The 24,011-nt window shown below is 67.8% G+C and carries 25 protein-coding genes; 12 read left to right on the plus strand and 13 right to left on the minus strand.

Going from position 1 to position 24,011, the window contains the following annotated elements; genetic code table 11:
* Positions 1-70: 70 nt before the first annotated feature.
* A complete protein-coding gene (locus AC3WLF_RS24835) occupies positions 71-1,156 on the minus strand; it encodes an NAD(P)/FAD-dependent oxidoreductase (RefSeq protein ID WP_492358961.1) in 1,086 nt (361 codons plus the stop codon).
* A 174-nt stretch (positions 1,157-1,330) separates the two neighbouring features.
* Here AC3WLF_RS24835 and AC3WLF_RS24840 point away from each other — a divergent pair, with 174 nt between their 5' ends.
* The 7 genes from AC3WLF_RS24840 to AC3WLF_RS24870 all read left to right on the plus strand — a co-directional run bounded on the left by AC3WLF_RS24840 (position 1,331) and on the right by AC3WLF_RS24870 (position 7,370).
* Positions 1,331-2,176 carry a 3',5'-nucleoside bisphosphate phosphatase gene (locus AC3WLF_RS24840; protein ID WP_492352995.1) on the plus strand — a complete coding sequence of 282 codons (846 nt, stop codon included), beginning with the start codon at positions 1,331-1,333 and terminating at the stop codon, positions 2,174-2,176.
* Positions 2,177-2,247: 71 nt separating this feature from the next.
* Positions 2,248-2,871 carry an L-threonylcarbamoyladenylate synthase gene (locus tag AC3WLF_RS24845; RefSeq protein ID WP_492320823.1) on the plus strand — a complete coding sequence of 208 codons (624 nt, stop codon included), beginning with the start codon at positions 2,248-2,250 and terminating at the stop codon, positions 2,869-2,871.
* A 79-nt stretch (positions 2,872-2,950) separates the two neighbouring features.
* The gene (locus AC3WLF_RS24850; protein ID WP_492320822.1) at positions 2,951-3,616 is read left to right on the plus strand and encodes a site-2 protease family protein; all 666 of its coding nucleotides are present in this window, start codon (positions 2,951-2,953) and stop codon (positions 3,614-3,616) included.
* Between the two features lie 16 nt (positions 3,617-3,632).
* Positions 3,633-4,211, plus strand: a complete 579-nt coding sequence (locus AC3WLF_RS24855; protein ID WP_492352994.1) for a class I SAM-dependent methyltransferase — start codon at positions 3,633-3,635, stop codon at positions 4,209-4,211.
* A gap of 137 nt (positions 4,212-4,348) precedes the next feature.
* Positions 4,349-5,233, plus strand: coding sequence for a 4-hydroxy-tetrahydrodipicolinate synthase (gene dapA / locus AC3WLF_RS24860; protein WP_010808980.1), 885 nt, complete (start codon positions 4,349-4,351; stop codon positions 5,231-5,233).
* 48 nt (positions 5,234-5,281) lie between these two features.
* Entirely contained in the window at positions 5,282-6,514 is a 1,233-nt protein-coding gene (gene bamC, locus AC3WLF_RS24865; RefSeq protein ID WP_492320820.1) for an NlpB/DapX family lipoprotein, read from the plus strand.
* 67 nt (positions 6,515-6,581) lie between these two features.
* Entirely contained in the window at positions 6,582-7,370 is a 789-nt protein-coding gene (locus tag AC3WLF_RS24870) for an MBL fold metallo-hydrolase (RefSeq protein WP_492358962.1), read from the plus strand.
* A gap of 93 nt (positions 7,371-7,463) precedes the next feature.
* Here AC3WLF_RS24870 and AC3WLF_RS24875 read toward each other — a convergent pair whose 3' ends face one another.
* Positions 7,464-7,700 carry a hypothetical protein gene (locus AC3WLF_RS24875; protein ID WP_037024358.1) on the minus strand — a complete coding sequence of 79 codons (237 nt, stop codon included), beginning with the start codon at positions 7,698-7,700 and terminating at the stop codon, positions 7,464-7,466.
* A 199-nt stretch (positions 7,701-7,899) separates the two neighbouring features.
* Positions 7,900-9,105 carry a JmjC domain-containing protein gene (locus AC3WLF_RS24880; RefSeq protein WP_492358963.1) on the minus strand — a complete coding sequence of 402 codons (1,206 nt, stop codon included), beginning with the start codon at positions 9,103-9,105 and terminating at the stop codon, positions 7,900-7,902.
* 11 nt (positions 9,106-9,116) lie between these two features.
* Between AC3WLF_RS24880 and AC3WLF_RS24885 the strand changes: the two genes are divergently transcribed.
* Positions 9,117-9,644, plus strand: coding sequence for an FKBP-type peptidyl-prolyl cis-trans isomerase (locus AC3WLF_RS24885; protein ID WP_026201125.1), 528 nt, complete (start codon positions 9,117-9,119; stop codon positions 9,642-9,644).
* A 68-nt stretch (positions 9,645-9,712) separates the two neighbouring features.
* Here AC3WLF_RS24885 and AC3WLF_RS24890 read toward each other — a convergent pair whose 3' ends face one another.
* The 6 genes from AC3WLF_RS24890 to AC3WLF_RS24915 form a co-directional block, all read right to left on the minus strand.
* On the minus strand, positions 9,713-10,762 hold the full coding sequence (locus AC3WLF_RS24890) for a hypothetical protein (RefSeq protein WP_492352990.1): 1,050 nt from the start codon (positions 10,760-10,762) through the stop codon (positions 9,713-9,715).
* On the minus strand, positions 10,759-13,458 hold the full coding sequence (gene mutS, locus AC3WLF_RS24895) for a DNA mismatch repair protein MutS (RefSeq protein WP_492320977.1): 2,700 nt from the start codon (positions 13,456-13,458) through the stop codon (positions 10,759-10,761). Before mutS ends, AC3WLF_RS24890 begins: the two co-directional genes overlap by 4 nt.
* 234 nt (positions 13,459-13,692) lie before the next feature.
* Positions 13,693-14,127 (minus strand): universal stress protein, encoded by a 435-nt coding sequence (locus AC3WLF_RS24900; protein ID WP_010808973.1) that lies wholly within the window; start codon positions 14,125-14,127, stop codon positions 13,693-13,695.
* A 53-nt stretch (positions 14,128-14,180) separates the two neighbouring features.
* A complete protein-coding gene (gene ppk2, locus AC3WLF_RS24905) occupies positions 14,181-15,293 on the minus strand; it encodes a polyphosphate kinase 2 (RefSeq protein ID WP_492320978.1) in 1,113 nt (370 codons plus the stop codon).
* Positions 15,294-15,306: 13 nt separating this feature from the next.
* Positions 15,307-15,522: an HP1242/YdcH family protein gene (locus AC3WLF_RS24910; protein WP_492320979.1), complete on the minus strand. Its 216-nt coding sequence runs from the start codon at positions 15,520-15,522 to the stop codon at positions 15,307-15,309.
* Positions 15,523-15,745: 223 nt separating this feature from the next.
* On the minus strand, positions 15,746-16,564 hold the full coding sequence (locus AC3WLF_RS24915) for an inositol monophosphatase family protein (RefSeq protein ID WP_010808970.1): 819 nt from the start codon (positions 16,562-16,564) through the stop codon (positions 15,746-15,748).
* Positions 16,565-16,755: 191 nt separating this feature from the next.
* Here AC3WLF_RS24915 and AC3WLF_RS24920 point away from each other — a divergent pair, with 191 nt between their 5' ends.
* Both AC3WLF_RS24920 and cysE read left to right on the plus strand, forming a co-directional pair.
* The gene (locus tag AC3WLF_RS24920) at positions 16,756-17,586 is read left to right on the plus strand and encodes an RNA methyltransferase (RefSeq protein WP_492320980.1); all 831 of its coding nucleotides are present in this window, start codon (positions 16,756-16,758) and stop codon (positions 17,584-17,586) included.
* Positions 17,587-17,891: 305 nt separating this feature from the next.
* A complete protein-coding gene (cysE, locus tag AC3WLF_RS24925; RefSeq protein WP_492358964.1) occupies positions 17,892-18,635 on the plus strand; it encodes a serine O-acetyltransferase in 744 nt (247 codons plus the stop codon).
* A gap of 30 nt (positions 18,636-18,665) precedes the next feature.
* On the opposite strand, the gene AC3WLF_RS24930 is transcribed toward cysE, so the two are convergent.
* The 4 genes from AC3WLF_RS24930 to AC3WLF_RS24945 all read right to left on the minus strand — a co-directional run bounded on the left by AC3WLF_RS24930 (position 18,666) and on the right by AC3WLF_RS24945 (position 21,423).
* Positions 18,666-19,463: a UDP-2,3-diacylglucosamine diphosphatase gene (locus AC3WLF_RS24930; protein WP_492358965.1), complete on the minus strand. Its 798-nt coding sequence runs from the start codon at positions 19,461-19,463 to the stop codon at positions 18,666-18,668.
* Positions 19,464-19,529: 66 nt separating this feature from the next.
* Positions 19,530-20,030, minus strand: a complete 501-nt coding sequence (locus tag AC3WLF_RS24935; protein WP_010808966.1) for a peptidylprolyl isomerase — start codon at positions 20,028-20,030, stop codon at positions 19,530-19,532.
* Between the two features lie 23 nt (positions 20,031-20,053).
* Positions 20,054-20,638, minus strand: coding sequence for a peptidylprolyl isomerase (locus AC3WLF_RS24940; protein ID WP_492358966.1), 585 nt, complete (start codon positions 20,636-20,638; stop codon positions 20,054-20,056).
* 74 nt (positions 20,639-20,712) lie between these two features.
* Positions 20,713-21,423, minus strand: a complete 711-nt coding sequence (locus AC3WLF_RS24945) for a tetratricopeptide repeat protein (RefSeq protein WP_492358967.1) — start codon at positions 21,421-21,423, stop codon at positions 20,713-20,715.
* A gap of 285 nt (positions 21,424-21,708) precedes the next feature.
* Between AC3WLF_RS24945 and cysS the strand changes: the two genes are divergently transcribed.
* Both cysS and AC3WLF_RS24955 read left to right on the plus strand, forming a co-directional pair.
* Entirely contained in the window at positions 21,709-23,097 is a 1,389-nt protein-coding gene (cysS, locus tag AC3WLF_RS24950) for a cysteine--tRNA ligase (RefSeq protein ID WP_492358968.1), read from the plus strand.
* The gene (locus AC3WLF_RS24955; protein WP_492353321.1) at positions 23,094-23,921 is read left to right on the plus strand and encodes a DNA-3-methyladenine glycosylase family protein; all 828 of its coding nucleotides are present in this window, start codon (positions 23,094-23,096) and stop codon (positions 23,919-23,921) included. The genes cysS and AC3WLF_RS24955 overlap by 4 nt, the downstream gene beginning before the upstream one ends.
* Positions 23,922-24,011 lie beyond the last annotated feature (90 nt).

The raw sequence follows: 24,011 nt of genomic DNA on the forward strand, positions 1-24,011 counted from the left end.
AACGCCATGGTCAGAACCAGCACTCCTTGGGACAAATCGCTTCACCGAACTTGACTTTGAAGACGGTTACTCAGGCGTGCGTCAGCTTTTCCTTCAGCGCGGCGTTGTTGCTGGTGTGCACGTGCACCAGCGCCTTTTCCGGGAAGGCGTAGTGGTAGGCGCGGCGCAATGCCAGCGCGGCCTCGTGGAAGCCTGACAGGATCAGCTTCTGCTTGTTGGTGTAGTAGGCGATATCGCCCGCGGCAAAGATGCAGCGGCGCGAGCTTTCATAAGTGGTGGTGTCGACCAGGATGCGGCCGGCGCGCATGTCCATGTCCCACTGCGCGATCGGGCCCGGCTCGGACACCAGGCCGTACAGCGCCACCAGTTCATCGGTGGGCAGCACCGTGCTGCCGTCGCGGGTGCGCACCTCGACCTCGGTCAGCGGGCCGTCCTGGCCTTCGGTGCGCAGGGCGCCGAGCATGCCGACCACGAAATCCATCTCGCCGGCCGCCACTGCCTCGCGCATTTCCGCGACGGTGCCGTCGGCCGCGCGGAAGCCTTCGCGCCGGTGCACCAGCGCCACGCGCGCGGCCACCTTGCGCAGCGCCAGCGCCCAGTCCAGCGCCGAGTCGCCGCCGCCGGCCACCACCACGCGCTTGCCGGCAAAGCGCGACACATCGCGCACGGCGTAGTGCACGTGGCGGCCTTCCAGTGCCGGCGCTTCCGGCAGCGATACACGCTGCGGCGCAAACGCGCCCGCGCCGGCGCAGATCAGCACCGCGGCGACATCGAAGCGCTTGCCGCCGTCAGTGGTGACCAGCAGGCGCTCATGGGCGGCATGCCCGTCAGGTGCCGGCTGCCGCGGGATTTCGGACAGGCTTTCCGCGCGCTGGCCGAAGTGCATCGGGAAATCGAACGGCGCGCATTGCTCCAGCAGCCGGTCGACCAGGTCCTGCGCCAGGCAGCCCGGCACGGCGGGGATGTCGTAGATCGGTTTTTCAGGATAGAGCTCGGTGCACTGGCCGCCGGCGCGGTCGAGCACATCGATCAGCTCGCATCTGAGGCCGAGCACGCCGGCCTGGAACGCGGCAAAGAGCCCGACCGGGCCAGCGCCCACGATCAGGACATCGGTGGTGGTGACGGGGGCTGGTGCGAGGGGGGTAGCGGTGGACATTGGGCATGGCGGGCACGCCAGGTGCCCGCAAAAATGACAGTGCAAGGCCCGACTATACCCCGCACATCGCCCGTTTCCGCCCACGCCAGCGTTGCCGGCAGGGCTTTGGCATGGTGGCTTTCCAGGGGGCGCCGGCGTCACGCATGGAGGGGGCGACGGGAGTAGAATGGCCCCATGCAAAACGCCCACGCCATCAATGCCGACCTGCATTGCCATTCCACCGTGTCCGACGGCACGCTGGCGCCGCGCGCCATCGCGGAAATCGCCCGCGACGCGGGGGTCGCGTTCTGGGCCCTGACCGACCACGACGAACTGGGCGGGCAGGCCGAGGCGCGTGCCGCGGCCGAGGAGTTCGGCATGCGCTATGTGCCGGGCGTGGAGATCTCGGTGACCTGGGCCGGGCAGACCGTGCACATCGTCGGCCTGCAGATCGACCCGCACTGCCCGGAACTGATCGACGGCCTGACCGATACCCGCTCGGGCCGCGCGCGCCGCGCGCGCGATATTGCCGACGCGCTGGCAAAAGTGGGCATCACCGGCGCCTATGAAGGGGCGCTGCAGCACGTGGGCAACCCGGACCTGATCTCGCGCACGCACTTTGCGCGCTGGCTGGTCGACCAGGGCCGTTGCGCCACCGTGGGCGAGGTCTTCAGCGAGTACCTGTCGGAAGGCCGCCCCGGCTATGTCGGCCACCGCTGGGCCAGCCTGGCCGACGCAGTCGGCTGGATCCGCGCCGCCGGCGGCATCGCCGTGATGGCGCACCCGGGCCGCTACAATTACACCGATACCCAGCACGACGCGCTGTTCGATGAATTCACCGCCCTGGGCGGTGGTGCCGTCGAGGTCGTGACTGGCAGCCACACGCCCGACCAGTACCGCCGCTATGCCGCGGTGGCCCGCCACTACGGGCTGCTGGCCTCGCGCGGCTCGGATTTCCACGGCCCCGGCGAAGGGCGCGTCGAGCTGGGCAAGCTGCCGCCGCTGCCGCCGACGGTGACGCCGGTCTGGCACGACTGGTAGGCGCAAGCCCGGCCTGGCCGGGGTACCCCCCAGATTCCGCTCCGATCTGTCTGAATCCGCCACCCTGGTCCATGTCACAGTACTTCGAGATCCATCCGCTCAATCCGCAGTCGCGCCTGGTCAAGCAGGCCGCCCAGATCCTGCAGAAGGGCGGCCTGATTGCGCTGCCGACCGATTCCAGCTATGCGCTGGCCTGCCGGCTCGACGACAAGGCCGCCGTCGAGCGCCTGCGCCGGCTGCGCGGTATCGATGACCGCCACCACCTGACGCTGATGTGCCGCGACCTGTCCGAGCTCGGCAACTTTGCCCGCGTCGACAACCGGCAGTACCGCTGGCTCAAGGGCGCCACGCCGGGCCCGTACGTGTTCATCCTGGAAGCGACCAAGGAGGTGCCGCGGCGGCTGTCGCACCCGGCGCGCAAGACCATCGGCGTGCGCGTGCCTGAACACGCGATTCCGCTGGCGTTGCTGGGCGAGACCGGCGAGCCGCTGATCTCGGCCACGCTGCAGATGCCGGGCGACGAAGAGCCGCTCAACGACCCGGCGGAAATCCGCGCGCGGCTGGAGAAGCAGCTTGACCTGGTGGTGTGCGGCGGCCCGGCGCCGGCGCAGCCGACCACGGTGATCGACCTGACCAGCGGCGAGCCCGAACTGATCCGCGCGGGCCGCGGCGACGTCGAGCGCTTCGGGCTCTGAGTTCCCCGGGCGCTGCCACCCCGCCTGGCGGGTGCACGAGCGTGCGCCTGGGCGGCGCCGGGCCGTTACAATAGGGACCATGGATTCCTCCCTTATCCAGACCTTCGCGGTCTATGCCCTGCCGGTGCTGTTCGCCATCACGCTGCATGAGGCCTCGCACGGCTACGTGGCCAAGCTTTTCGGCGACGACACGGCCTATGCGCTCGGGCGCGTCAGCCTGAACCCGATCCGCCATATCGATCCGATCGGCACCATCGCGGTGCCGCTGCTGCTCTATATCATGACCAGCGGCCAGTTCGTGTTCGGCTATGCCAAGCCGGTGCCGGTGGCGTTCGAGCGCCTGCGTAACCCGCGCTGGCACGGCATGTGGGTGGCGCTGGCCGGGCCGGCCAGCAATGTGGTGCAGGCCTTCGTCTGGGTGCTGCTGGCCATCGGCCTGACCTGGGGCGGCGTGCGCGAGCCGTTTTTCGGCGAGATGGCGCTGGCGGGCGTGCGCGTCAACCTGGTGGTGGCGGCCTTCAACCTGTTCCCGGTGCCGCCGCTGGACGGCGGCCGCGTGCTGACCGCGCTGCTGCCGCAGGGCATTGCCCGCGCGGTGTCGCGCATCGAGCCGTACGGCATCTTCGTGGTGCTGGCGCTGGTGGCCGCTGGCGTGATCACCACGATCTGGATGACGCCGGTGGTCAATGTGCTGATGTCGCTGATCGAGCTAATGCTGCGCCCGATCGTGATGCTGCTGCAGTGACGTGCCGGGGAACGCCATGACGCTATCGCATGCCGGGCTTTCGGCCCCCTCCCCCTGGGTTGCCCGCTGGGCCCACCTGCTGCGCCCCGGCGCGCGGGTGCTGGACCTGGCCTGCGGCAGCGGCCGCCATGCCGCCTGGCTGGCGGCGCGCGGCCACACGGTGCTGGCCGTCGACCGCGACGCCGAGGCCATCGCCGGCCTGCCGGCCGGCGTGACCGGCCGGGTGGCCGACCTGGAGCAGGGCGCCTGGCCGCTGGCCGGCGAGGCGCCGTTCGACGCCATCGTCGTCACCAATTACCTGCACCGGCCGCTGTGGCCGCACTTGGCGGCGGCGCTGGCGCCCGGCGGCATGTGGATTTATGAAACCTTTGCCGCGGGCAATGAAACCGTCGGCAAGCCGTCGCGGCCGGATTTCCTGCTGCGGCCGGGCGAATTGCTCGAAGTGGCGCGCCAGCATGGCCTGCGCGTGGTCGCCTATGAGGATGGCCTGGTCGAAGTGCCGAAAACAGCCTTCGTGCAGCGGATATGTGCGGTGCGCGAGGCGGCTGCCGGCGCCGATGCGCCCGCGCCGGCACGCTACCGGCTCGACGCCTGAGCCAGGCACGGCGCTGTCGGCGAGAATGCCGCTGCACACGTTGAAACAGTTGGTATCAACCCCTGTCCGGGCGGCGGTCGAAGCGGCCTGCGGTTCCGGTACAATCCCGTTATTCGCATCCCGAATTCCTTAACGTTATGACACAGATTACCGGCAGCATTGTCGCCATCGTTACCCCGATGCATGAAGACGGCAGCCTGGACTTCCCGGCCCTGCGCGCACTGGTCGACTGGCACGTGGCCGAAGGCACCGACGGCATCGTGATCGTGGGCACCACCGGCGAGTCCCCGACAGTTTCCGTCGAGGAGCACTGCGAACTGATCCGCGTTGCCGTGGAACAGGCCGGCAAGCGCATCCCGATCATCGCGGGCACCGGCGGCAACTCCACCAAGGAGGCCATCGAGCTGACCGCCTTCGCCAAGAAGGTGGGCGCCGATGCGTCGCTGCAGGTCGTGCCGTACTACAACAAGCCGACCCAGGAAGGCATGTACCGGCATTTCCGCACCATCGCCGAAGCGGTGGAGCTGCCGGTGCTGCTGTACAACGTGCCGGGCCGTACGGTCGCGGACATGAACAACGAGACCATCCTGCGCCTGGCGCAGGTGCCGGGCATCGTCGGCGTCAAGGAAGCGACGGGCAATATCGACCGCGCCGCGCAGCTGATCAAGGACGCGCCGGAAGGCTTTGCCATCTACAGCGGCGACGACCCCACCGCGGTTGCGCTGATCCTGCTGGGCGGCCACGGTAATATCTCGGTCACCGCCAACGTGGCACCGCGCAAGATGCACGAGATGTGCGTTGCGGCGCTCAAGGGCGACGTCGTCACCGCGCGCCGCCTGCACATGGAGCTGATCGGGCTGAACAAGGCCATGTTCATCGAGGCCAACCCGATCCCGGTCAAGTGGGCGCTCCAGCAGATGGGCAGGATGGAAGGCGGTATCCGCCTGCCGCTGACCCCTCTGTCCGAGGCCAACCACGACTATGTACGCAAGGCACTGGCCGCCGCCGGCCTGCTGGCCTGATCTTTCGCGGCGTCCTGCTGTCGCACCACCTACTAGGATTGCGTGTCAATGAAACTGAAGCTTAACCGCCGCGGCGCGACGCAAGTCCGCCGCGCCGCCCTGGTTGTGCCCGTGCTCGCCGCTGGCGTGATCACCGGCTGCAGCAGCATCAACGAAGCGATGCAGCCGGACAAGATCGACTACAAGTCGTCGGCCTCGAAGCGCACGCCTACGCTGGATATCCCGCCCGACCTGACCAAGCTGGAGGGCGATCGCCGCTATTCGGTGCCCGATGCGAACGGCACCTCGACGCTGTCGACGTACAGCCAGGCCACCAAGGTGCGCGAGCAATCCCCGAGCGAGAACGTGCTGCCCTCCGCCCAGGGCATCCGCATGGAGCGCGACGGCAACCAGCGCTGGCTGGTGATCAGCAACGGCATGCGCGGCGACCAGCTGTGGCAGCAGCTGCGCGGCTTCTGGCAGGAAAGCGGTTTCCTGCTGGTGCAGGACTCGCCCGAGACCGGCATCATGGAAACCGACTGGGCCGAGAACCGCGCCAAGATCCCGCAGGACATCATCCGCAACACCATCGGCAAGGTCTTCGACGGCCTGTACTCGACCTCGGAGCGCGACAAGTTCCGCACCCGCGTCGAGCGTTCGCAGAACGGCACGCTGGAGGTCTTCATCAGCCACCGCGGTGCGCAGGAGCAGCTGACCGGCATCGACAAGTCGAGCACGGTCTGGACTCCGCGTCCGGCCGATCCAGAGCTGGAAGCCGAATTCCTGTCGCGCCTGGCCCAGCGGCTGGGCGTGCAGAAGGAACAGGCCGACCGCATGGCCAAGAACCCGGCGGCGGCGGGCAATACCGCAGCCGCTTCGGGCACGGCCGCCGCTGCCGGCACCGCGGCCGCCGCTGGTGCCGATGGCGCCGCGCCGGCCAAGTCGTACCTGGCCCAGGTCAACGGCGCCCCGGCGCTGCAGCTGCCCGAGCCGTTCGACCGCGCCTGGCGCTCGGTCGGCCTGTCGCTGGACCGCGTGAACTTCACGGTTGAAGACCGCGACCGCGGCCAGGGCCTGTACTACGTGCGCTATGTCGACCCGCGCACCGTTGCCGACAGCCGTGGCTTCTTCTCCAAGCTGTTCACCAAGCCGGAAGATTCCAAGACCGCCAAGAAGTATCGCGTGTCGCTCAAGGGCACGGGCAGCGGCACGCTGGTGACGGTGCTCAACGATGCCGGCCAGCCTGAGAACGGCGAAATCGGCAAGCGCATCCTGTCGCTGATCGACGAGCAACTGCACTGAGCCGGCGCATGACTGCTGGCATGCCAGCCGGCCGTCCTGGCCGGTGCCTGGCGGGGAGGGCGCGGCCATGATGCGCTTCGCCTTCCTCGGCAGCGGCAGCGAGGGCAACTCGCTGCTGATCGAATCCCGCGAAGGCACCACCACCACGCGCGTGCTGCTCGACTGCGGCTTCGGCATCCGCGAGACCGCCCGGCGCCTGGAGCGCCTGGGCGTCGCGCCGGACCAGCTCGACGCCGTGCTGGTGACGCACGAGCATGGCGACCACGTCGGCTCGGCCTACGCCTTTGCTGCCCGCCACCGCCTGGCGGTGTACACCAGCCACGGCACCTGGCTGGCGACCTCGCACCTGCGCGGCGCCGATGCGGCCGACGTGCGCGTCTGCGGCGCCGACCATGCCTTTGCCGTCGCCGGACTGCAGGTGCTGCCGTACACTGTGCCGCACGATGCGCGCGAGCCGCTGCAGTTCGTCTTGTCGGACGGGCAGGCAAGGCTAGGCGTGTTGACCGATGCAGGCATGGAGACGCCTTACGTGACGGCGCGCCTGGCAGGCGTGGATGCGCTGGTGCTGGAATGCAACCATGACCGCGAGATGCTGCGCAATTCGGTCTATCCGGCTTCGCTGAAGCGGCGCATCGGCGGGGACTTCGGCCACCTGGCCAATGAAGTGGCGGCCAGTATCCTGGCGCAAGTTGCCCATACCGGCCTGAACCGCGTGGTCGCGGCCCACCTCAGCAAGCAGAACAATACGCGTGACCTGGCAACGGGGGCGCTGGCAATGGCATTGGGTGCGTTGCCGTCCGAGGTGCTGGTGGCAGACCAGGACGAGGGCCTGGACTGGCAGGCGGTGCGCGCCTGAGGGATGCGTGGATTCAGCAGGGCGCAGTGCGGTAGCGGCGCCCAAATAAAAAAACCGGCCCGAAGGCCGGTTTTTTCATCGGTCAGGAACCGATTACTGCTTGGCAGCCGGAGCCGAAGCGTCAGCAGCCGGAGCCGAAGCGTCAGCAGCCGGAGCGGCAGCAGCCGGAGCGGCCGGGGCTTCAGCAGCGGGAGCCGAAGCTTCAGCAGCCGGAGCGGCAGCGGCCGGAGCAGCCGTGTCAGCGGCCGGAGCGGCAGCTTCTTCCTTCTTGCCGCAAGCGGCGAGAGCAACAGCGGCCAGCAGCGATGCGATCAGGAGAGACTTCTTCATTTTTCGTCCTTTAACTTGTAATAACGGAAAACAGGCGATGAATAATTACCGGTAATTATCGCTCTTGAACTGCAAAATAGAGGCCCTCCCGGGTCCCGACATATGCAATGGTCCACAGTACTAGCCAGCCAACGATTATATCCGCGTTTTCCCGGCTTGTGTAGCGCCGAAATTTACTGATTCGCAATGTTACGCATTATTACAGCCGCGGACCCAATTGCAGCCATCCTTCCAGCGTCCAGTGATGGAAAGTTTCCATCAGATCGGGTAGGCCCGCGCAAGCCGCAACATCTTCGCTACTAAGCTGCCGATAATCGGCCAACTTTTTCAGCCACTGCATCAGTTCGGCCGGCGGCTCGTAGGCTTCTCCATTGAGGAAGAAATTCGCGCGGTCGTAAAGCGCAATCGATGCCGATGGCAGTACTACACCATGGCGGGCCGCCAGTGTCGCATAACCGCGCAACGGCATGTCAGGTATCTCTGCAAATTCAACGCCAGGTTTGGGTTCGGACAGATGGCTGCCGAGGAATTCAGACACCATCTGGCTATTCCATTGCAACGCCTTGAGCCGCTCGGCGACTGCCTTGGTCATGCCGGCCGGCAACTGCGCGGGCCGCGTGGCGGCGCGCTCGCCGGCGTCGGCATAACGGCCGCCGAGGTCTTCGTTGTCTTCAACCGTTTCAGACAGCCAGGCCAGGAAATGCCCGGCCAGCTCGCGGTAGGCCGGCGCGCGGAAGCCGATCGAGCAGGTCATGCATTCACCCTCGGCAATGCCATCGTGCGCATATTGCGGCGGCAGGTAGAGCATGTCGCCGGGTTCGAGCACCCATTCCTGTTCCGCGTTGAAGTCGGCGAGGATCTTCAGCGGCATGTCCGGGATCAGCTCAAGGCTGGTCTGCGACGAAATGCGCCAGCGGCGCCGGCCCGAGACTTGCAGCAGGAACACATCGTAGGAGTCGAAATGCGGGCCCACGCCGCCGCCGTCGGTGGCGTAGCTGATCATCAGGTCGTCCAGGCGCGCGTCGGGCACGAAACGGAAGCGGCCCATCAGTTCCGCCGCGGCGGCGTCGTGCAGATTTACCCCTTGCACCAGCAGGGTCCACTGGCGGGCCTTGACGCCGGGCAGGTTTTCGCGCGCAAATGGGCCATGCGCGAGTTTCCAGCGGTTACGGAAGTGCGTCACCAGGCGCGATTCGACGTCATCGCTGTCGGCCAGGTCGAAAAGAGCCTCGCGCGACACAGGCGGCACGATTCCGGGTACTGCCTGTCGAATCAGCAGGGGCTTGCGATGCCAGATATCCCGCATGAATGCAGCAGGCGTCATGCCACCAAGCAGGTCGAGCGGAGTGTCTGGATCGACGGGGCCAGGGGGCAGGGCCTGCGCGTATAATGCGGAATCGTTCATGGAGTCAAGAATTGAAAATCGCTAAGAATACTGTGGTGTCCGTGATGTACAAGCTGTCGGACGCGCAAGGCAATCTGATCGAGGAGTCAGATGAAGCCATGGTTTATTTGCACGGCGGGTATGATGGCACGTTCCCCAAGATCGAGGAAGCGCTCGACGGTCATGACGCGGGCTTCGAGACCCAGCTGCAGCTGGAGCCGGAAGACGCGTTCGGCGACTATGACGCCGATATGGTGAAGGTCGAGCCGCGCAACCGCTTCCCCGAGCCGCTGGAAGTCGGCATGCAGTTCGAAGGCATGCCCGAAGATGGCGACGAAGAGGACTCCGTCATCTACACCGTGACCGACGTGGCCGAGGACAAGGTCGTGCTGGATGGCAACCATCCGCTGGCCGGCATGGCGCTGCGCTTCTGGCTGAAGGTCTCCGAAGTCCGCGAGGCCACCGCCGAGGAAATCGAGCACGGCCACGCCCATGGCGCCTCGGGCGTTGAAGTCGTCGATGAGGACGAGGACGACGACACGCCGCGCACGCTGCACTGATCGTATTTCCGCACCCGAAGAAAAAGCCGGCCGCAGCCGGCTTTTTCGTTGTCGGCCGGCAAGCGGTCTCAGCGCGGTGCCGGTGCGTCCCTGAGCATGACCGCGAACGGTGAGGCCGCGCCAGGCGTGATCACCAGCTCGGCCCATTGCGAGACCGTGTTGGCGGGCAGTGACACGCGCGTGAAGTTCTGCATGACCTTGCCGGCCGCATCGCGCAGCGGCTTGTCGATGCCGAAGCCGTTGTCGGCCCCGTTGGCCCCGTTTCCGCCCGCATGCACCAGCAGCACCTGGCCGCGGAAACGACCGGCCAGCTCGCGCAGCTGGCGCTTGAATTCCAGGTAGCCATCGCGGGTGCGGTGGCGCATGAAGCCGTCCAGCAGCGTCGGGCGGCCTTTCTTCTCCCAGCCGTTGGCAAAATGCGGGTCGGCGTGGACCACCACCACGATGCCGTTCAGGTCGCGTTGCCGCGCCACCGAGAACGCGCGCGCCAGCCACTGGCGGTTGGCTTCGCGCCGGTCCTCGAACTCGCCGTTGCGCCCGCCTTCGTTGCGGTAGTGGTTGTTGTCGCCAGGCAGGTTCATGCCGACGAGCAGGATATCGCCCACCTCCATGCGCATGTTCTCGCGGAAGCTGCGGAACAGCGCCTGGTCCGATTGCCGCAGCAGCGGCCGCGGATGCCGGCCGAGCGTGGCGTCCTCGGGGAAGAACAGCTCACGCAGCCGGTTCAGGCGCTCGACCGCGTCAAAGCCGCCGTTGACCGGCAGCCGGCATTCGGACCAGTCGGTCTCGCCGGGCACGTAGACCAGCGGCAGCGGCGACTGGTCCAGCAGTTGCTGGCGGTTGCCCAGCACCACATCGCTGCACGATTCCGTATCGCCCTTGATGCCGCCGGCATGAATGACCAGGTCCAGCTTGCGCTCGCCGAAGTAGTCGAGCAGCGCTGCCGCGTTGGCCTCCGCGGCCGGCCACTGGGGCAGGTCGGCGATCAGCGCGATGCGCGTCAGCTTTGGCCTGGCCGGTGTCTTGCCGGCGCGGCCCGCGGGCGCGGCCGATGCCATGCCGGCCGTGCAAAGCAGCGGCAGCAGCATGGCAAGCAGGGCACGGCGTGCAGCGTTCATGCGGCGTCGAGCGCCTCGCCTGCCAGTGCCTTGAGCCGGTACAGCGCCTCCAGCGCGGCGCGCGGCGTCAGGGTGTCGGGGTCCAGGTCGGCCAGCGCATCGACCAGCGCGGCCTGTTCGGGTGCCAGCGCGGGCGCCAGCGGCGCGGGCACGGCCGCCGGGGCGGCGCCGAAGTCGTCCTCGTCGTCCTCCGGCGTTGGCGGTGCCGCGAACAGGTCCAGCTGCGGCGTCGGCGTGGCGTCGGCCGATTGCTGCTCCAGCCAGGCCAGGTGCTTGCGCGCGGCGCGGATCACCGGCTGCGGCACGCCGGCCAGCTGCGCTACCTGCAGGCCGTAGCTCTGGCTGGCGGGGCCGTCCTGCACCGCGTGCAGGAAGACAATGCCATCGCCATGCTCGACCGCCGACAGGTGCACGTTGGCTGCCTGCGGGAACTCTTGCGGCAGTTGCGTCAGCTCGAAGTAATGCGTGGCGAAGAGGGTGTGGCTGCGGTTGTGCGACAGCAGGTGGCGCGCGATCGCCCAGGCCAGCGCCAGCCCGTCGAAGGTCGACGTGCCGCGCCCGATCTCGTCCATCAGCACCAGTGAAGCCGGGGTCGCGTGGTGCAGGATGCCGGCGGCCTCGGTCATCTCGACCATGAAGGTGGAGCGGCCGCCCGCGAGGTCATCGGCGGCGCCGATGCGGGTAAAGATGCGGTCGATCGGCCCGATCACCGCGCGCCGCGCCGGCACGTAGGCGCCCACGCAGGCCAGCAGCACGATCAGCGCGGTCTGGCGCATGAAGGTCGACTTGCCGCCCATGTTCGGGCCGGTGATCAGCAAGAGCTTGCGCGCTTCATTGAGCTGGCAGTCGTTGGCGATGAAAGCCACCGACTCGGCCGCGAGCTGGCCTTCGACCACCGGGTGGCGGCCCTGCACGATGTCGACCACGTTCTCGGCGACGCGCTCAGGCGCGGACCAGTCCAGCGTCTGCGCGCGCTCGGCCAGCGCCGTCAGCACGTCCAGGCGCGCCAGCGCGGCGGCCACCCGCTGCAGCTCGCCGATATGCGGCAGCAGCGCCTGCAGCAGGCCGTCGTAGAGCTGCTTTTCGCGCGCGAGCGCGCGATCCTGTGCCGACAGCGCCTTGTCCTCGAAGGCCTTCAGCTCAGGCGTGATGTAGCGCTCGGCATTCTTCAGCGTCTGGCGGCGGCGGTAGTCGTCGGGCACCTTGTCGGCCTGGCCGTTGGTGACCTCGATATAGAAGCCATGCACGCGGTTGAACTCGACGCGCAGGTTGGCAATGCCGGTGCGGGCGCGTTCGCGCGTTTCGAGGTCGATCAGGAACTGGCCGCAGTTCTCGGAGATGTCGCGCAGTTCATCCAGTCCGGCATCGTAGCCGCGCGCGATCACGCCGCCGTCGCGCACCACGGTGGCCGGCTCTTCGGCCACGGCGCGCACCAGCAGGTCCAGGCAGTCCTGCGGCACGGCCAGGTCGTGCAGGGTCTGCGCCAGCAAGGTGCTGCCCTGGTCATCGCGGATGCAGGCCTGCACGTCCGGCAGCGCGCGCAAGGTGTCGCGCAGCGAGGACAGGTCGCGCGGCCGCGCATTGAGCAGCGCCAGCCGCGAGGTGATGCGCTCGACGTCGGCCAGCCGGCGCAGCGCCGTGCGCAGGGCATCGGTGCCCTGGTCGATCAGCACGCCGATGGCCTGCTGGCGTGCCTGCGGCAGCGCCGGGTCGCGCAGCGGGTGGTGCAGCCAGTGGCGCAGCGCGCGGCTGCCCATCGCCGTGCAGCAGGTGTCCAGCAGCGAGAACAGTGTCGGCGACTCGCCGCCGCGCAGGGTCTCGGTCAGTTCCAGGTTGCGCCGCGTGGCGGAATCCAGGCCGACGTACTCCGATTCGCGCTCGACCTTCACGCCCTGCACATGGCGCAGCGACTGGCCCTGCGTGGTCGCGGCGTAGTTCAGCAGCGCGCCGGCCGCGCCCAGCGCGGCACCCAGCCCGGCACAGCCGAACGGGTCCAGGCTGGCCACGCCCAGCTGCTCGCGCAGCCGGCGCGTGCCGGCGTCCTGGTCGAAATGCCATTCGGGCAGGCGGGTCCGCGCGCACGCCAGCGCGGGCAACTCGATGCCATCGGCATACAGCAGCTCGGCCGGGCGGATGCGCTCCAGCTCGCGACCCAGTTGTGCCGCTTCGCATTCCATCAGGCGCAGCTCGCCGCTGGCCAGGTTCAGCCACGCCAGCCCGGTCTTGCTGACGCCGCGGCGCGTGGTCTGCTGGTGCACCGCCATCAGGAAGGTATCGGCCTTGTCCGGCAGCAGCGCGGCATCGGTCAGCGTGCCCGGGGTGACGATGCGCACCACCTTGCGCTCCACCGGCCCCTTGCTGGTGGCCGGGTCGCCGATCTGCTCGCAGATCGCCACGGATTCGCCCAGCTTCACCAGGCGCGCCAGGTACTGGTCCGCGGAATGGAAGGGAATGCCGGCCATGCGGATCGGCACCCCGTTGGAGGCGCCGCGCGCGGTCAGCGTGATGTCGAGCAGGCGCGCGGCCTTTTCGGCATCGTCGTGGAAGAGTTCGTAGAAGTCACCCATGCGGTAGAACAGCAGGGTGTCGGGGTGGTCTGCCTTGATGCGGAGATATTGTTGCATCATGGGCGTGTGGCGGCTCGCGGACGAATCTGCCTGTGCCTGTTCCGGGTCGGTTTTTTTCTGCAATCCCATTGCCATTTAGCCTGTCTGGCGGTGGGCCTGCGTGATGCCGCCCGCTCCGCTCGGATCGCCGCCTTGCGCAAGCCGGATGGCGGCCGCGCGGGGCGTCCGGGCGGTCATCCGGCGGCCTGGGGCCGGGGCGCGAAGGGGCGTTTTCGAATATGGGCGATATGGTACAGCACGGGGCAGCGGTTGCCGCGCCGCGCGGGCCGGATCTGGCCCGGCGGCGGGGTCAGCGGCGTGCCGTCAGCGGAACACCAGCACCGGCACGTCGCTGTGGGTCAGCACCTTCTGCGTCTCGCTGCCCAGCAGCAGGCCGCTGATGCCCTTGCGGCCGTGCGAGGCCATGAAGATGACATCGCAACCGAGGTCCCGGGCAGCGTTGATGATGCCGTGATACGGGGCGCTGGCGGCCGAGACGTGGCCCGCGCACGGGACGCCGGCCATTGCCGCCGCGGCCTCGATCTTGACCAGTTCCTGGCGCGCCAGTGCTTCCACGCGTTGCTGGAATACCTCGCGCCTCTCATGGGTGCTGTCGCTGCCCACCATGTAGGGATAGGTCTCCACGCACATGTAGGGCGTCAGGCGCGCGGAGGCGGTGCGGGCAAACTGGATGGCGGCGGACACGGCCTTGTGGGAAAGCTCGGAACCGTCGACGGGCAGCAGGATGTGCTTGAACATAGGGGCCTTGGTAAAGGGGAAAACGGAAGAAGTGCGGGAGTAGGGGGCGAGGTTCAGTTGGCCAGCGCGCGTCCCACGATCAGCGGGTCGGGCTGCCCGATGGCAGTGGTGTCCCGGTTGCCGTAGGGGAAGCGCGACAGGATGGCACGCAGCGCATTGAGCCGCGCGCGCTTCTTGCAGTCCGAGCGGATGACCGTCCACGGCGCATCGGCGGTGTCGGTGTGGGCGAACATGGCCTCCTTGGCCTGGGTGTATTCGTCCCATTTGTCCAGCGAGGCAAGGTCGACCGGGCTCAGCTTCCATTGCTTGAGCGGGTGGATCTCGCGCTCGCGGAAGCGCCGGCGCTGTTCCTTCTGGCTGACCGAGAACCAGAACTTGAACAGGTGGATGCCGCTGCGCACCAGATGCCGCTCGAAGTCCGGCGCCTGCTGCAGGAAGTCCTGGTATTCGCGCTGCGAGCAGAAGCCCATCACGTGCTCCACGCCGGCGCGGTTGTACCAGGAGCGGTCGAACAGCACGATCTCGCCGGCCGACGGCAGGTGCTGCACATAGCGCTGGAAGTACCATTGCCCGCGCTCGGCCTCGGTGGGTTTTTCCAGCGCCACCACGCGCGCGCCGCGCGGGTTCATGTGTTCCATGAAGCGTTTGATGGTGCCGCCCTTGCCGGCGGCGTCGCGCCCTTCGAATACGATTACCACGCGCTGGCCGGTCTCGCGCACCCAGGCCTGGAACTTGAGCAGCTCCACCTGCAGGCGGTACTTCTGCTTTTCATAATTGCGCCGCGACATCAGGTTCTGGTACGGGTACGCGCCTTCGCGCCAGCCCGCGGACAGCTCGTCGTCCGGATGGCGCTTGCGGCCGGCCTGCCACACGGCGGGATCGCCTTCGAGGATCAGGCTGCGCAGCTGCGCGGCCTCGTCGGGCGCCAGGCCGTCAAGCAGCGTGCGCATGGCGTCGAGCATGTCGGCGCCGTTGCCTGCGCGGCTGGCCAGGATGTCCTGCATGCTGCTGGCCGCCAGCTGCACCGAGGCGTTGACGGCGCTCTCGACCTCCTTGCGCTGGGCTGACAGCGCCGAGTTGGTGGGCAGCACGTCGCCCCTGGCCGTGGCGCGGGCACGTGGCGCGGTGGCGGTGTGGGAGGATTGGATGGTGTCGCGATCTGTCATCTGCGGTCCTCCGTCAGGCTGGGGTGTTGCGCAGGATCGCGTAGAGCTGGTCCTTGAGCAGGAGTTTCTCTTTCTTCAGCCGCTCGATCTCGAAGGTGGAGGCCGGCACCAGCCCCGACTCCATGTTGTGGATTTCCTGGTCCAGCGCGTTGTGGCGGTGGAACAGGCGCGCGAAGCGGGCATCCTGGGTCTTCAGGGTGGTGATCTGGTCGCGGTATTCGGGAAACATGCTGGCTCTCCTGCTGGATCCGCGCGCACGGGGCGTGGCGCATGGTTTCATTTTGGGGAGGGCAGGGTGGGGCGACCTTGACGAGGATCATGGCCGTCCGGGGAATGAGAAAGGTCTGCAGTGCAGGGCGCGGTGGCAGGCGCGGCGCACCATGCAAAACGCCCGCCGGGGTGCGGCGGGCGTCGGGGTGTGGCTGATCTGGCCGTCAGGCCATGTGCCGGTGTCAGGCGGCGGGCTTGGCGTTGTCCAGCGAGAACGGCGACAGCAGGCGCACCATCTGGGCGAATGCCTTGGGGTTGCCGGCCAGCACTTCGCCCTGTTCCATCTGGCGCGGTTCGCCGGCGTAGTTGCCGACCAGGCCGCCCGATTCGGTGATCAGCAGCATGCCTGCAGCCATGTCCCAAGGCTGCAGGCCGCGCTCGAAGAAGCCGTCCAGGCGGCCGCAGGCCACATAGGCCAGGTCCAGCGCGGCGGCGCCCGGCCGGCGCAGGCCGGCGCAGTTGCGGGTCATCAGCGCGAACAATTCCATGTATTCGTCCAGGCCTTCCAGGTCGCGGAACGGGAAGCCGGTGCCGATCAGGCAGTCGGCCAGCTTGTCGCGGCGCGTGACGCGGATGCGGCGGTTGTTCAGGAAGGCGCCGGCGCCCTTGCTGGCGGTGAAGAGCTCGTCGCGGGTCGGGTCGTAGACCACGGCCTGCACGGGCGTGCCGCGGTGCAACTGGGCGATCGAGACCGCGTATTGCGGGAAGCCGTGGATGAAGTTGGTGGTGCCGTCCAGCGGGTCGATGACCCAGGTGTACTCGTGGGAGTCTTCACCCTCGGCCCAGGACTGGCCGGATTCTTCCGCTAGAATGCCGTGTTCCGGGTAGGCCGTGCGCAGGATCTCGATGACCGCGGCTTCGGCGGCGCGGTCCACCTCGGTGACAAAATCGTTGTGTTGCTTGCGCGAGACGCGCACCAGATCGACGTCGAGCGACGCGCGGTTGATGATGGATCCCGCTTTGCGGGCCGCCTTGATGGCGATATTGAGCATCGGATGCATGAATCTCTCCAGGCCGGCCACGACGAGGCGGCGGGGCGCAAAAGCGCCGCACGCCCGCTCATGGGCAGCTGACAACACAACGGATTGTAGAAGAACGTCGGGCGTCGCCGGTTCTGCTGCAAATGTGCCGCGAGAGTCTCGCGAGCAAGCAAAAACCTGGCGCCGCGCCAAAGAAGAACCCCGAATTGTATATGAACCCGGCAATTGATACGAGCCAGCCCGCTGCCGATGGCAACAGCGGTGATACCGGCGGCAACGCTTTCGGCCGCGTGCGCTTCGTGCTGGTCGAAACCAGCCACCCGGGCAACGTGGGCTCGGTGGCGCGCGCGATCAAGACCATGGGCTTCGGCAGCCTGGTGCTGGTCTCGCCACGCGAGCCGGATGTGCTGCGTCACTCCGACGCCATCGCCATGGCCAGCGGTGCCGACGATGTGCTGGCGGGCGCGCTCATCGTCGACCAGGTCGACGCGGCGCTGGCCGGCGCCGCGCTGACCGTGGCGATGACCGCGCGCCACCGCGAATTCGGCCCGCCGCGGCTGCTGCCGCGCGCCGCCGCGGAACGCGCGCGCCAGACGCTGTCTGGCAGCGGCGGCGTTGCCTTCGTGTTCGGCAACGAGCGCTATGGTTTGCCCAATGAAGTGGTCGAGCGCTGCAACACAGTCACCCATATCCCCGCCAATCCCGCCTATACCTCGCTCAACCTGGCGCAGGCGGTGCAGCTCATCGCCTACGAGATGCGGCTGGCGCTGCTGGAGGCGGCCCCGGACGCCGGCGCCAATATCGGCTATGCTGGTGAGCCGGCCACGGCCGAGCAGGTCGAGGCCATGTTCGGCCATCTGCAGACGGGCCTGGAGGCAATCGGCTTTCTCGATCCGTCCAACCCGCGCAGGCTGATGACCCGGCTGCGCCGGCTGCTGGCGCGCAGCGGCCTGGAGCGCGAGGAAGTGAATATCCTGCGCGGCATCGCCAAGCATATGCTGATCGCCGCGCAGAACCAGCCGGGCCCGCGCAAGGACCGGTGACAGGAGCGAGGACAGTGGCAGCAAACCGGAGCGATTCGATGCAGGGCGACGCAGGCACGCGCGGCAATCGCGCGCGCTGTCGCCTTGCGGCTGCGGGTTTGCGCAGGCCCGGGCGATGTTGACCGCAGCATCGCCGCAATGTCCCTGACGGATCAGGGGCCAAACACCGGCACCCCAAGCGGGTCCGGCAAATCACTTACACTCCCTGATCCCGTCCCCACCGGCCACTGACCTCGCCGGCGACCCTGCCCCGGGCACCAGCCCGCGTGGCGCGGCGCACGGCGCGGCAACACGACACGACCAAGATGTTCTCTCGCCTGAAGGAAGATATCGACACCATCATGCTGCGCGATCCCGCCGCGCGCAGCCGCCTGGAAGTGCTGACCTGCTACCCCGGCCTGCATGCCGTGATGTTCCACCGCTTTGCGCATCGATGCTGGAACGCGGGCTTCCACTGGCTGGGGCGCTGGATCTCGCACTGGGCGCGGTTTTTCACCGGCATCGAAATCCATCCGGCGGTCAAGCTGGGCCGGCGCGTCTTCATCGACCACGGCATGGGTGTGGTGATCGGCGAGACCGCCGAGATCGGCGATGACTGCACCATCTACCAGGGCGTGACGCTGGGTGGCACCTCGCTGTACAAGGGCCAGAAGCGGCATCCCACGCTGGGCGCCAACGTGGTGGTGAGCGCGGGCGCCAAGGTGCTGGGCGGATTCGTGGTGGGCGACGGCGCGCGCGTGGGCTCCAACGCGGTGGTGCTAAAGCCGGTGCCGCCGGGCGCGACCGCCGTGGGCATCCCCGCCCGCATCATCCTGCCGGATGCGCCATCGGCGCAGCAGGGTGCCAAGCAGGAGTTCTTGGCCTATGGCATCACGCCCAATGCGGACGATCCGGTGTCGCTGGCGCTCAAGAGCCTGATCGACAATGCGGGGCGCCAGCACGACCGCATCGAGGCGGTGCTGGCCGCGCTCGACCGGCTTGGCGAACACCTGGAGAACACGCCGAACGATCCCTTCGACGCGAGCGAACTGCGCAGGCTGATGAAGTGAGCGGGGCAGGGGCCGGGCCGGCGCTGCCGCTCAGTCGGTCTGCGGCAACAGGCGGAAGCCGTCGCGATCCAGTTGCAGCACCGCGGCGCGCGGATGGGCGCCGTCCAGGTCCCAGTCAGTAAGCACCCAGCGCACGCCGGCGGCGTCTTCATGCCGTGCCGGGCGGTGCGTGTGTCCATGCACCAGCAGCGACGCACCGGCGGCGCCGAGCAACTCGGCCGCGGCCGCGGGCGCCACATCACCATAAATCACCGGCACGGCCGCTCCCGCGCTCAATTGCCTGGCACGGTTGCCTTCACTGTCTGCCCGCAGCTTGCGGGCGATCGACAGACGCGCGCTCAGCGGCAGTGCCAGGAACACGCGTTGCACCCAGCGCTTGCGGGTCCAGCGGCGGAAGCGGTTATAGCGTTCATCGTCGATGCACAGCATGTCGCCGTGGCTCAGCACCACGCGCTGGCCGGCACAGTGGATCACGGCGGGGTCGGGCAGCAGGCGGGCACCGGCCGCGCAGGCGAAGCGCTGGCCCAGCAGGAAGTCGCGGTTGCCGTGCATCAGGTACACGGCCACGCCGCGCGCGGCCAGTGCGCGCAGGGCGCCGGTCACGCGCTGCGCGAAGGGTGAGTCGGTTTCTTCGTCGCCGATCCAGAATTCAAAGAAGTCGCCCAGGATGAACAGCGTGCGCGCGTGCTGTGCGGCGCGCTCGAGCGTGCGCTCGAAGGCCGCCAGCGTGCGGGGCATGCCGGGCGTCAGGTGCAGGTCTGAAATGAACCACGCCGGCGCCTGTGCCTCGAAGGGACCGGCCACCGGCGTGTGGGGGATCGCGGTCATGCGCGGTGTCGGAAGGGGAATGCCGGCACGTGGATGCGCACGGAACCGCAATCGTCAGGCATCGGCTTACTCGACGATGACGGCCTTCTCGATCACCACGTCTTCCAGCGGCACGTCCTGGTGGAAGCCCGAGCTGCCGGTGCGCACGCCCTTGATCTGGTCGACCACGTCGGTGCCTTCCACGACCTTGCCGAACACGGCATAGCCGAAGCCCTGCGGCGTGGGCGAGGAGAAGTTCAGGAAGTCGTTGTCGACCACGTTGATGAAGAACTGCGCGGTGGCCGAGTGCGGGGCGTTGGTGCGCGCCATGGCCACGGTGTAGCGGTCATTCTTCAGGCCGTTGCCGGCTTCGTTCTCGATCGGGGCGTCGGTGCCCTTTTGCTTCATGCCGGGCTCGAAGCCGCCGCCCTGGATCATGAAGTTCTTGATCACGCGGTGGAAGATGGTGTTGTCGTAGTGGCCCTTGCGCACGTATGACAGGAAGTTCTCGACCGACTTCGGGGCCTTCTCGGCGTCGAGTTCAATGGTGATGACACCCTGGTTGGTGTGGAGCTGGACCTTGGACATGGGATTTCCTCTGTTCGGTAGTGTTATTTGACGACGGTGGCCGACTCGATCACGATCGGCGCGGCCGGCACATTGCGCATGGGGCCGTAGGCCGTGGTCGGCACGCTCTTGATCTTGTCGATCGTCTCCATGCCTTCCACCACCTTGCCGAACACTGCGTAGCCGTTGCCGTCCGGCTGCGGGTAGTCGAGATTCGGATTATCCACCACATTGACGAAGAACTGCGCGGTGGCCGAGTTGGGGTCGCTGGTGCGTGCCATGGCCACCGTGCCGGCCTTGTTCTTCAGGCCGCCGCGGGCTTCCAGCGGGATCGGCGCACGGGTGGGCTTTTCCTTCATGTCGCGGTCGAAGCCGCCGCCCTGCACCATGAAGCCATTGATCACGCGATGGAAGATGGTGCCACTGTAGAAGCCGCTTTTCACATATTCCAGGAAGTTCGCGACGGTCTTGGGCGCGGCCTCGGGGTAGAGCTCGACGGTGAACTTGCCGGCACTGGTGACGAACTGGACGCGCTCGGCGGCCTTTTGCTGAGCCATTGCGCTGAACGAGGACAGTGCCAGGGCGCCTGCGGTCAGGCCGGCCAGGACGATGCGACGGGAACGGATCATGAAGGAACTCCGGTAAGTCTGGATGATGCACATGGTCCGGGCGCGCCGCGCCCGGGCCTTGGGATGGGTGGCCGTCAGTTCGCGGCAGGGGCGCTGGCAGGTGCCTGGCGCTGCGCTGGCGTTGCCTTGCGGCCGGTGCCGGCGGGCGCCGCCGGCTTGACCGGCGCCGCGGCATCAGGGTTCAGCTGGCGCAGGCCGGCGCTGGCGCGGGCATCGCCCGGATTGCGGCGCAGCGCTTCGGCGTAGGCCTGCTCGGCCAGGCGGCGGTAGACGTCGCCCAGGTTGGTATAGCCGATGGCAAAGCCCGGCTTGACTTCGGTGGCCAGCAGCAACTCGGCCTCGGCGCGCTTCAGGTCGCCGCGCTTGGCGTAGAGCAGCGCCAGGTTGTTGTGGGGCTCGGGCAGTTCCGGGAACTCCTGCGCCATTTCGGCAAAGGCCTGGATGGCGGCGTCTTCGCGGCCGGACTGGGCCAGGGCCCAGGCGCGCTGGAAGCGTGCCTGCGCATTGCGCGGGTTGGCGGCCAGCACGCGGTCGAAGCCCTTGATGGCTTCGTCGTAGCGGCGCGCGTTGGCGGCCTGCTGGGCCTCGCTCATGCCAGGATCGGTCGACTGGATGCCGCCGACCGGCGTCGTCGGCGCGGCCAGCGACAGCGGGCCGTTCTGCGCGTAGGCAGGGGCCGCCAGCGCGGCGGCCAGGGCCAGCAGGGGCAGTACGGCGCGATGGCCGCGTCGGCGCGCGGGGGCGGCGAACATGGCAGAAGACGGGGAGGGCAGCGGCAGGCTCATTGAGGACAGGTCCGTTATACTCCGCGGCATTCTAGCAAAGCGGCAAGTCCGGCACGAAGGGCGATGACATCGGGGCAGCGGGCGCGGCATCTCGCGCGGCGCTGGCGGCGCCGTGCCGGAGGCAACCAGCGCAGCGCCTTCCGGTAAGATATGGGGCGCGACGGAATTGCGCCAGTGGCCCGCGTTGCCACCGGCGGCCTGCCAGGCGCCGGGCAACCGGCGCCACGGCCCGCGCTGCCTGCTGTGCGAACCGCGGCAGTCTCCTCTCACCACTCACTTCGTTTCATGCAGCTTCTGAACATCTACAACACGCTCGCGCGTGAGAAACAGCCATTCGTGCCAATCGAACCCGGCAAGGTCCGCATGTATGTGTGCGGCATGACGGTGTACGACTATTGTCACGTTGGCCACGCTCGCGTGATGGTGGTGTTCGACATGGTGCACCGCTGGCTGCGTGCCGCCGGCTACGAGGTGACGTATGTGCAGAACATCACCGACATCGACGACAAGATCATCCGCCGCGCGGCCGAGAACGGCGAGACCATCGGCGAGCTGACCGCGCGCTTCATCCAGTACATGCACGAGGATGCCGCCGCGCTGGGCGTGATCCGCCCCGACCACGAGCCTCGCGCCACCGACTACGTGCCGCAGATGCTCGACATGATCGGCAAGCTGGAAGCCAAGGGCCTGGCCTACCAGGCCAGCGACGGCGACGTGAACTATTCGGTGCGCAAGTTCGCCGGCTACGGCAAGCTCTCGGGCAAGTCGCTGGAAGACCTGCGCGCCGGCGAGCGTGTCAGCGCCAACGACGCCAAGCAGGACCCGCTCGACTTCGTGCTTTGGAAGTCCGCCAAGGCCAGCGAGCCGCCCGAGAGCAAGTGGGACTCGAAGTGGGGCGCCGGCCGCCCGGGCTGGCACATTGAATGCTCCGCCATGAGCTGCACGCTGCTGGGCGAGCATTTCGACATCCATGGCGGCGGGGCCGACCTGCAGTTCCCGCACCACGAGAACGAGATTGCGCAGTCTGAAGGCGCCAGCGCCAAGCCCTTCGTCAACATGTGGATGCACAACGGCTTCGTGCGCATCAACGACGAAAAAATGTCCAAGTCGCTTGGCAATTTCTTCACCATCCGCGAGGTCCTGAAGTCGTACGACGCCGAGGTCGTGCGCTTCTTCATCCTGCGCGCGCACTACCGCAGCCCGCTGAACTATAGCGACGCGCACCTGGACGATGCGCGCCACGCCCTGACACGCCTGTACACGGCGCTCAAGGACAGCCAGCCGGGCGGCTGCGCGGTGGACTGGGACGAGCCGCACGCCAGGCGCTTTGCCGAGGCCATGGGCGACGACTTCAACACGCCGATCGCGATGTCGGTGCTGTTCGACCTGGCCAGCGAGATCAACCGCACCGGCTCGACCGCGGCTGCGCGCCAGCTCAAGGGGCTGGCAGGCACGCTGGGCCTGCTCGAGCGCGACCCGCATACCTTCCTGCAAGGCGGCAGGTCCGACGACGGCATCTCGCCGGAACAGATCGAGACCCTGATCGCCGCGCGCAAGACCGCCAAGGTGGAGCGCAACTTTGCCGAAGCGGATCGCATCCGCGCGCAACTGCTGGAAGCTGGCATCGTGCTGGAAGACAAGCCGGGCGGTGCCACCGAGTGGAGGCGTGCTTGAACGCTGCCGCGCGCAAGCCCGCCACCGCCACGCCTCCCGCCACGAGGGGCCGGGTGAAGGCGGCCGGCCCGCGCCCGGGCAAGGCTGGCGCCAAGGAGGCGCCGCTGCCTGACGGCAAGGACACGGCCAGGGGCACGCGCAATGCCAAGGCCGTGCTGCCCGAGGCGGATGCGGTGCCGCTGCCGGTCGAAACCGTCATCGACGCGGTGCGCCCCGCCTACTGGGACGAGGCCTGCGCCGACCTGATGAAGCGCGACCGCATCCTGCGCAAGATGATCCCGACCTACGGCCCGGCGCACCTGGTGTCGCGCGGGGATCCGTTCGTCACGCTGGCGCGCGCGGTGGTGGGCCAGCAGATCTCGGTCAAGGCGGCACAGTCGGTGTGGGAGCGGCTGCATGCCCTGTGCCCCAGGCTGACCCCGGCACAGTTCCTGCGCGCCGGTCCCGAGAAGCTGGCCGGTTGCGGCCTGTCCAAGCGCAAGGGGGAATACCTGGTCGACCTGGCCGACCACTTCAAGGCGGGCACGGTGCATGTCGGCGAATGGGCGCAGATGGACGACGAAGCAGTAATTGCGGAGCTGACGCAGATCCGCGGCATCGGCCGCTGGACCGCCGAGATGTTCCTGATGTTCAACCTGATGCGGCCCAACGTGCTGCCGCTCGATGACATCGGCCTGATCAACGCGATCTCCGCCAATTACTTCAGTGGCGAGCCGGTCACGCGCAGCGAGGCGCGCGAGGTGGCGGCCAACTGGGAGCCATGGCGAACTGTGGCCACGTGGTATATGTGGCGCAGTCTCGACCCGCTGCCAGTGACGTATTAGGCATCACAGCAAGAAAATTTAGTGGCAGGTGCAGTCCGGGCTATCTGGCAGGCGCTAAGATAGCGACCAAATTCCGGTAGAATGCGCCCC

Source organism: Cupriavidus sp. FW306-01-F10A, from assembly GCF_058782785.1.

Coding starts and splice junctions, on each gene's coding strand:
- AC3WLF_RS24835 (WP_492358961.1), bottom strand. CDS start 1,156: ATGTCCACCGCTACCCCCCTCGCACCAGCCCCCGTCACCACCACCGAT.
- AC3WLF_RS24840 (WP_492352995.1), top strand. CDS start 1,331: ATGCAAAACGCCCACGCCATCAATGCCGACCTGCATTGCCATTCCACC.
- AC3WLF_RS24845 (WP_492320823.1), top strand. CDS start 2,248: ATGTCACAGTACTTCGAGATCCATCCGCTCAATCCGCAGTCGCGCCTG.
- AC3WLF_RS24850 (WP_492320822.1), top strand. CDS start 2,951: ATGGATTCCTCCCTTATCCAGACCTTCGCGGTCTATGCCCTGCCGGTG.
- AC3WLF_RS24855 (WP_492352994.1), top strand. CDS start 3,633: ATGACGCTATCGCATGCCGGGCTTTCGGCCCCCTCCCCCTGGGTTGCC.
- dapA (WP_010808980.1), top strand. CDS start 4,349: ATGACACAGATTACCGGCAGCATTGTCGCCATCGTTACCCCGATGCAT.
- bamC (WP_492320820.1), top strand. CDS start 5,282: ATGAAACTGAAGCTTAACCGCCGCGGCGCGACGCAAGTCCGCCGCGCC.
- AC3WLF_RS24870 (WP_492358962.1), top strand. CDS start 6,582: ATGATGCGCTTCGCCTTCCTCGGCAGCGGCAGCGAGGGCAACTCGCTG.
- AC3WLF_RS24875 (WP_037024358.1), bottom strand. CDS start 7,700: ATGAAGAAGTCTCTCCTGATCGCATCGCTGCTGGCCGCTGTTGCTCTC.
- AC3WLF_RS24880 (WP_492358963.1), bottom strand. CDS start 9,105: ATGAACGATTCCGCATTATACGCGCAGGCCCTGCCCCCTGGCCCCGTC.
- AC3WLF_RS24890 (WP_492352990.1), bottom strand. CDS start 10,762: ATGAACGCTGCACGCCGTGCCCTGCTTGCCATGCTGCTGCCGCTGCTT.
- mutS (WP_492320977.1), bottom strand. CDS start 13,458: ATGGGATTGCAGAAAAAAACCGACCCGGAACAGGCACAGGCAGATTCG.
- AC3WLF_RS24900 (WP_010808973.1), bottom strand. CDS start 14,127: ATGTTCAAGCACATCCTGCTGCCCGTCGACGGTTCCGAGCTTTCCCAC.
- ppk2 (WP_492320978.1), bottom strand. CDS start 15,293: ATGACAGATCGCGACACCATCCAATCCTCCCACACCGCCACCGCGCCA.
- AC3WLF_RS24910 (WP_492320979.1), bottom strand. CDS start 15,522: ATGTTTCCCGAATACCGCGACCAGATCACCACCCTGAAGACCCAGGAT.
- AC3WLF_RS24915 (WP_010808970.1), bottom strand. CDS start 16,564: ATGCATCCGATGCTCAATATCGCCATCAAGGCGGCCCGCAAAGCGGGA.
- AC3WLF_RS24920 (WP_492320980.1), top strand. CDS start 16,756: ATGAACCCGGCAATTGATACGAGCCAGCCCGCTGCCGATGGCAACAGC.
- cysE (WP_492358964.1), top strand. CDS start 17,892: ATGTTCTCTCGCCTGAAGGAAGATATCGACACCATCATGCTGCGCGAT.
- AC3WLF_RS24930 (WP_492358965.1), bottom strand. CDS start 19,463: ATGACCGCGATCCCCCACACGCCGGTGGCCGGTCCCTTCGAGGCACAG.
- AC3WLF_RS24935 (WP_010808966.1), bottom strand. CDS start 20,030: ATGTCCAAGGTCCAGCTCCACACCAACCAGGGTGTCATCACCATTGAA.
- AC3WLF_RS24940 (WP_492358966.1), bottom strand. CDS start 20,638: ATGATCCGTTCCCGTCGCATCGTCCTGGCCGGCCTGACCGCAGGCGCC.
- AC3WLF_RS24945 (WP_492358967.1), bottom strand. CDS start 21,423: ATGAGCCTGCCGCTGCCCTCCCCGTCTTCTGCCATGTTCGCCGCCCCC.
- cysS (WP_492358968.1), top strand. CDS start 21,709: ATGCAGCTTCTGAACATCTACAACACGCTCGCGCGTGAGAAACAGCCA.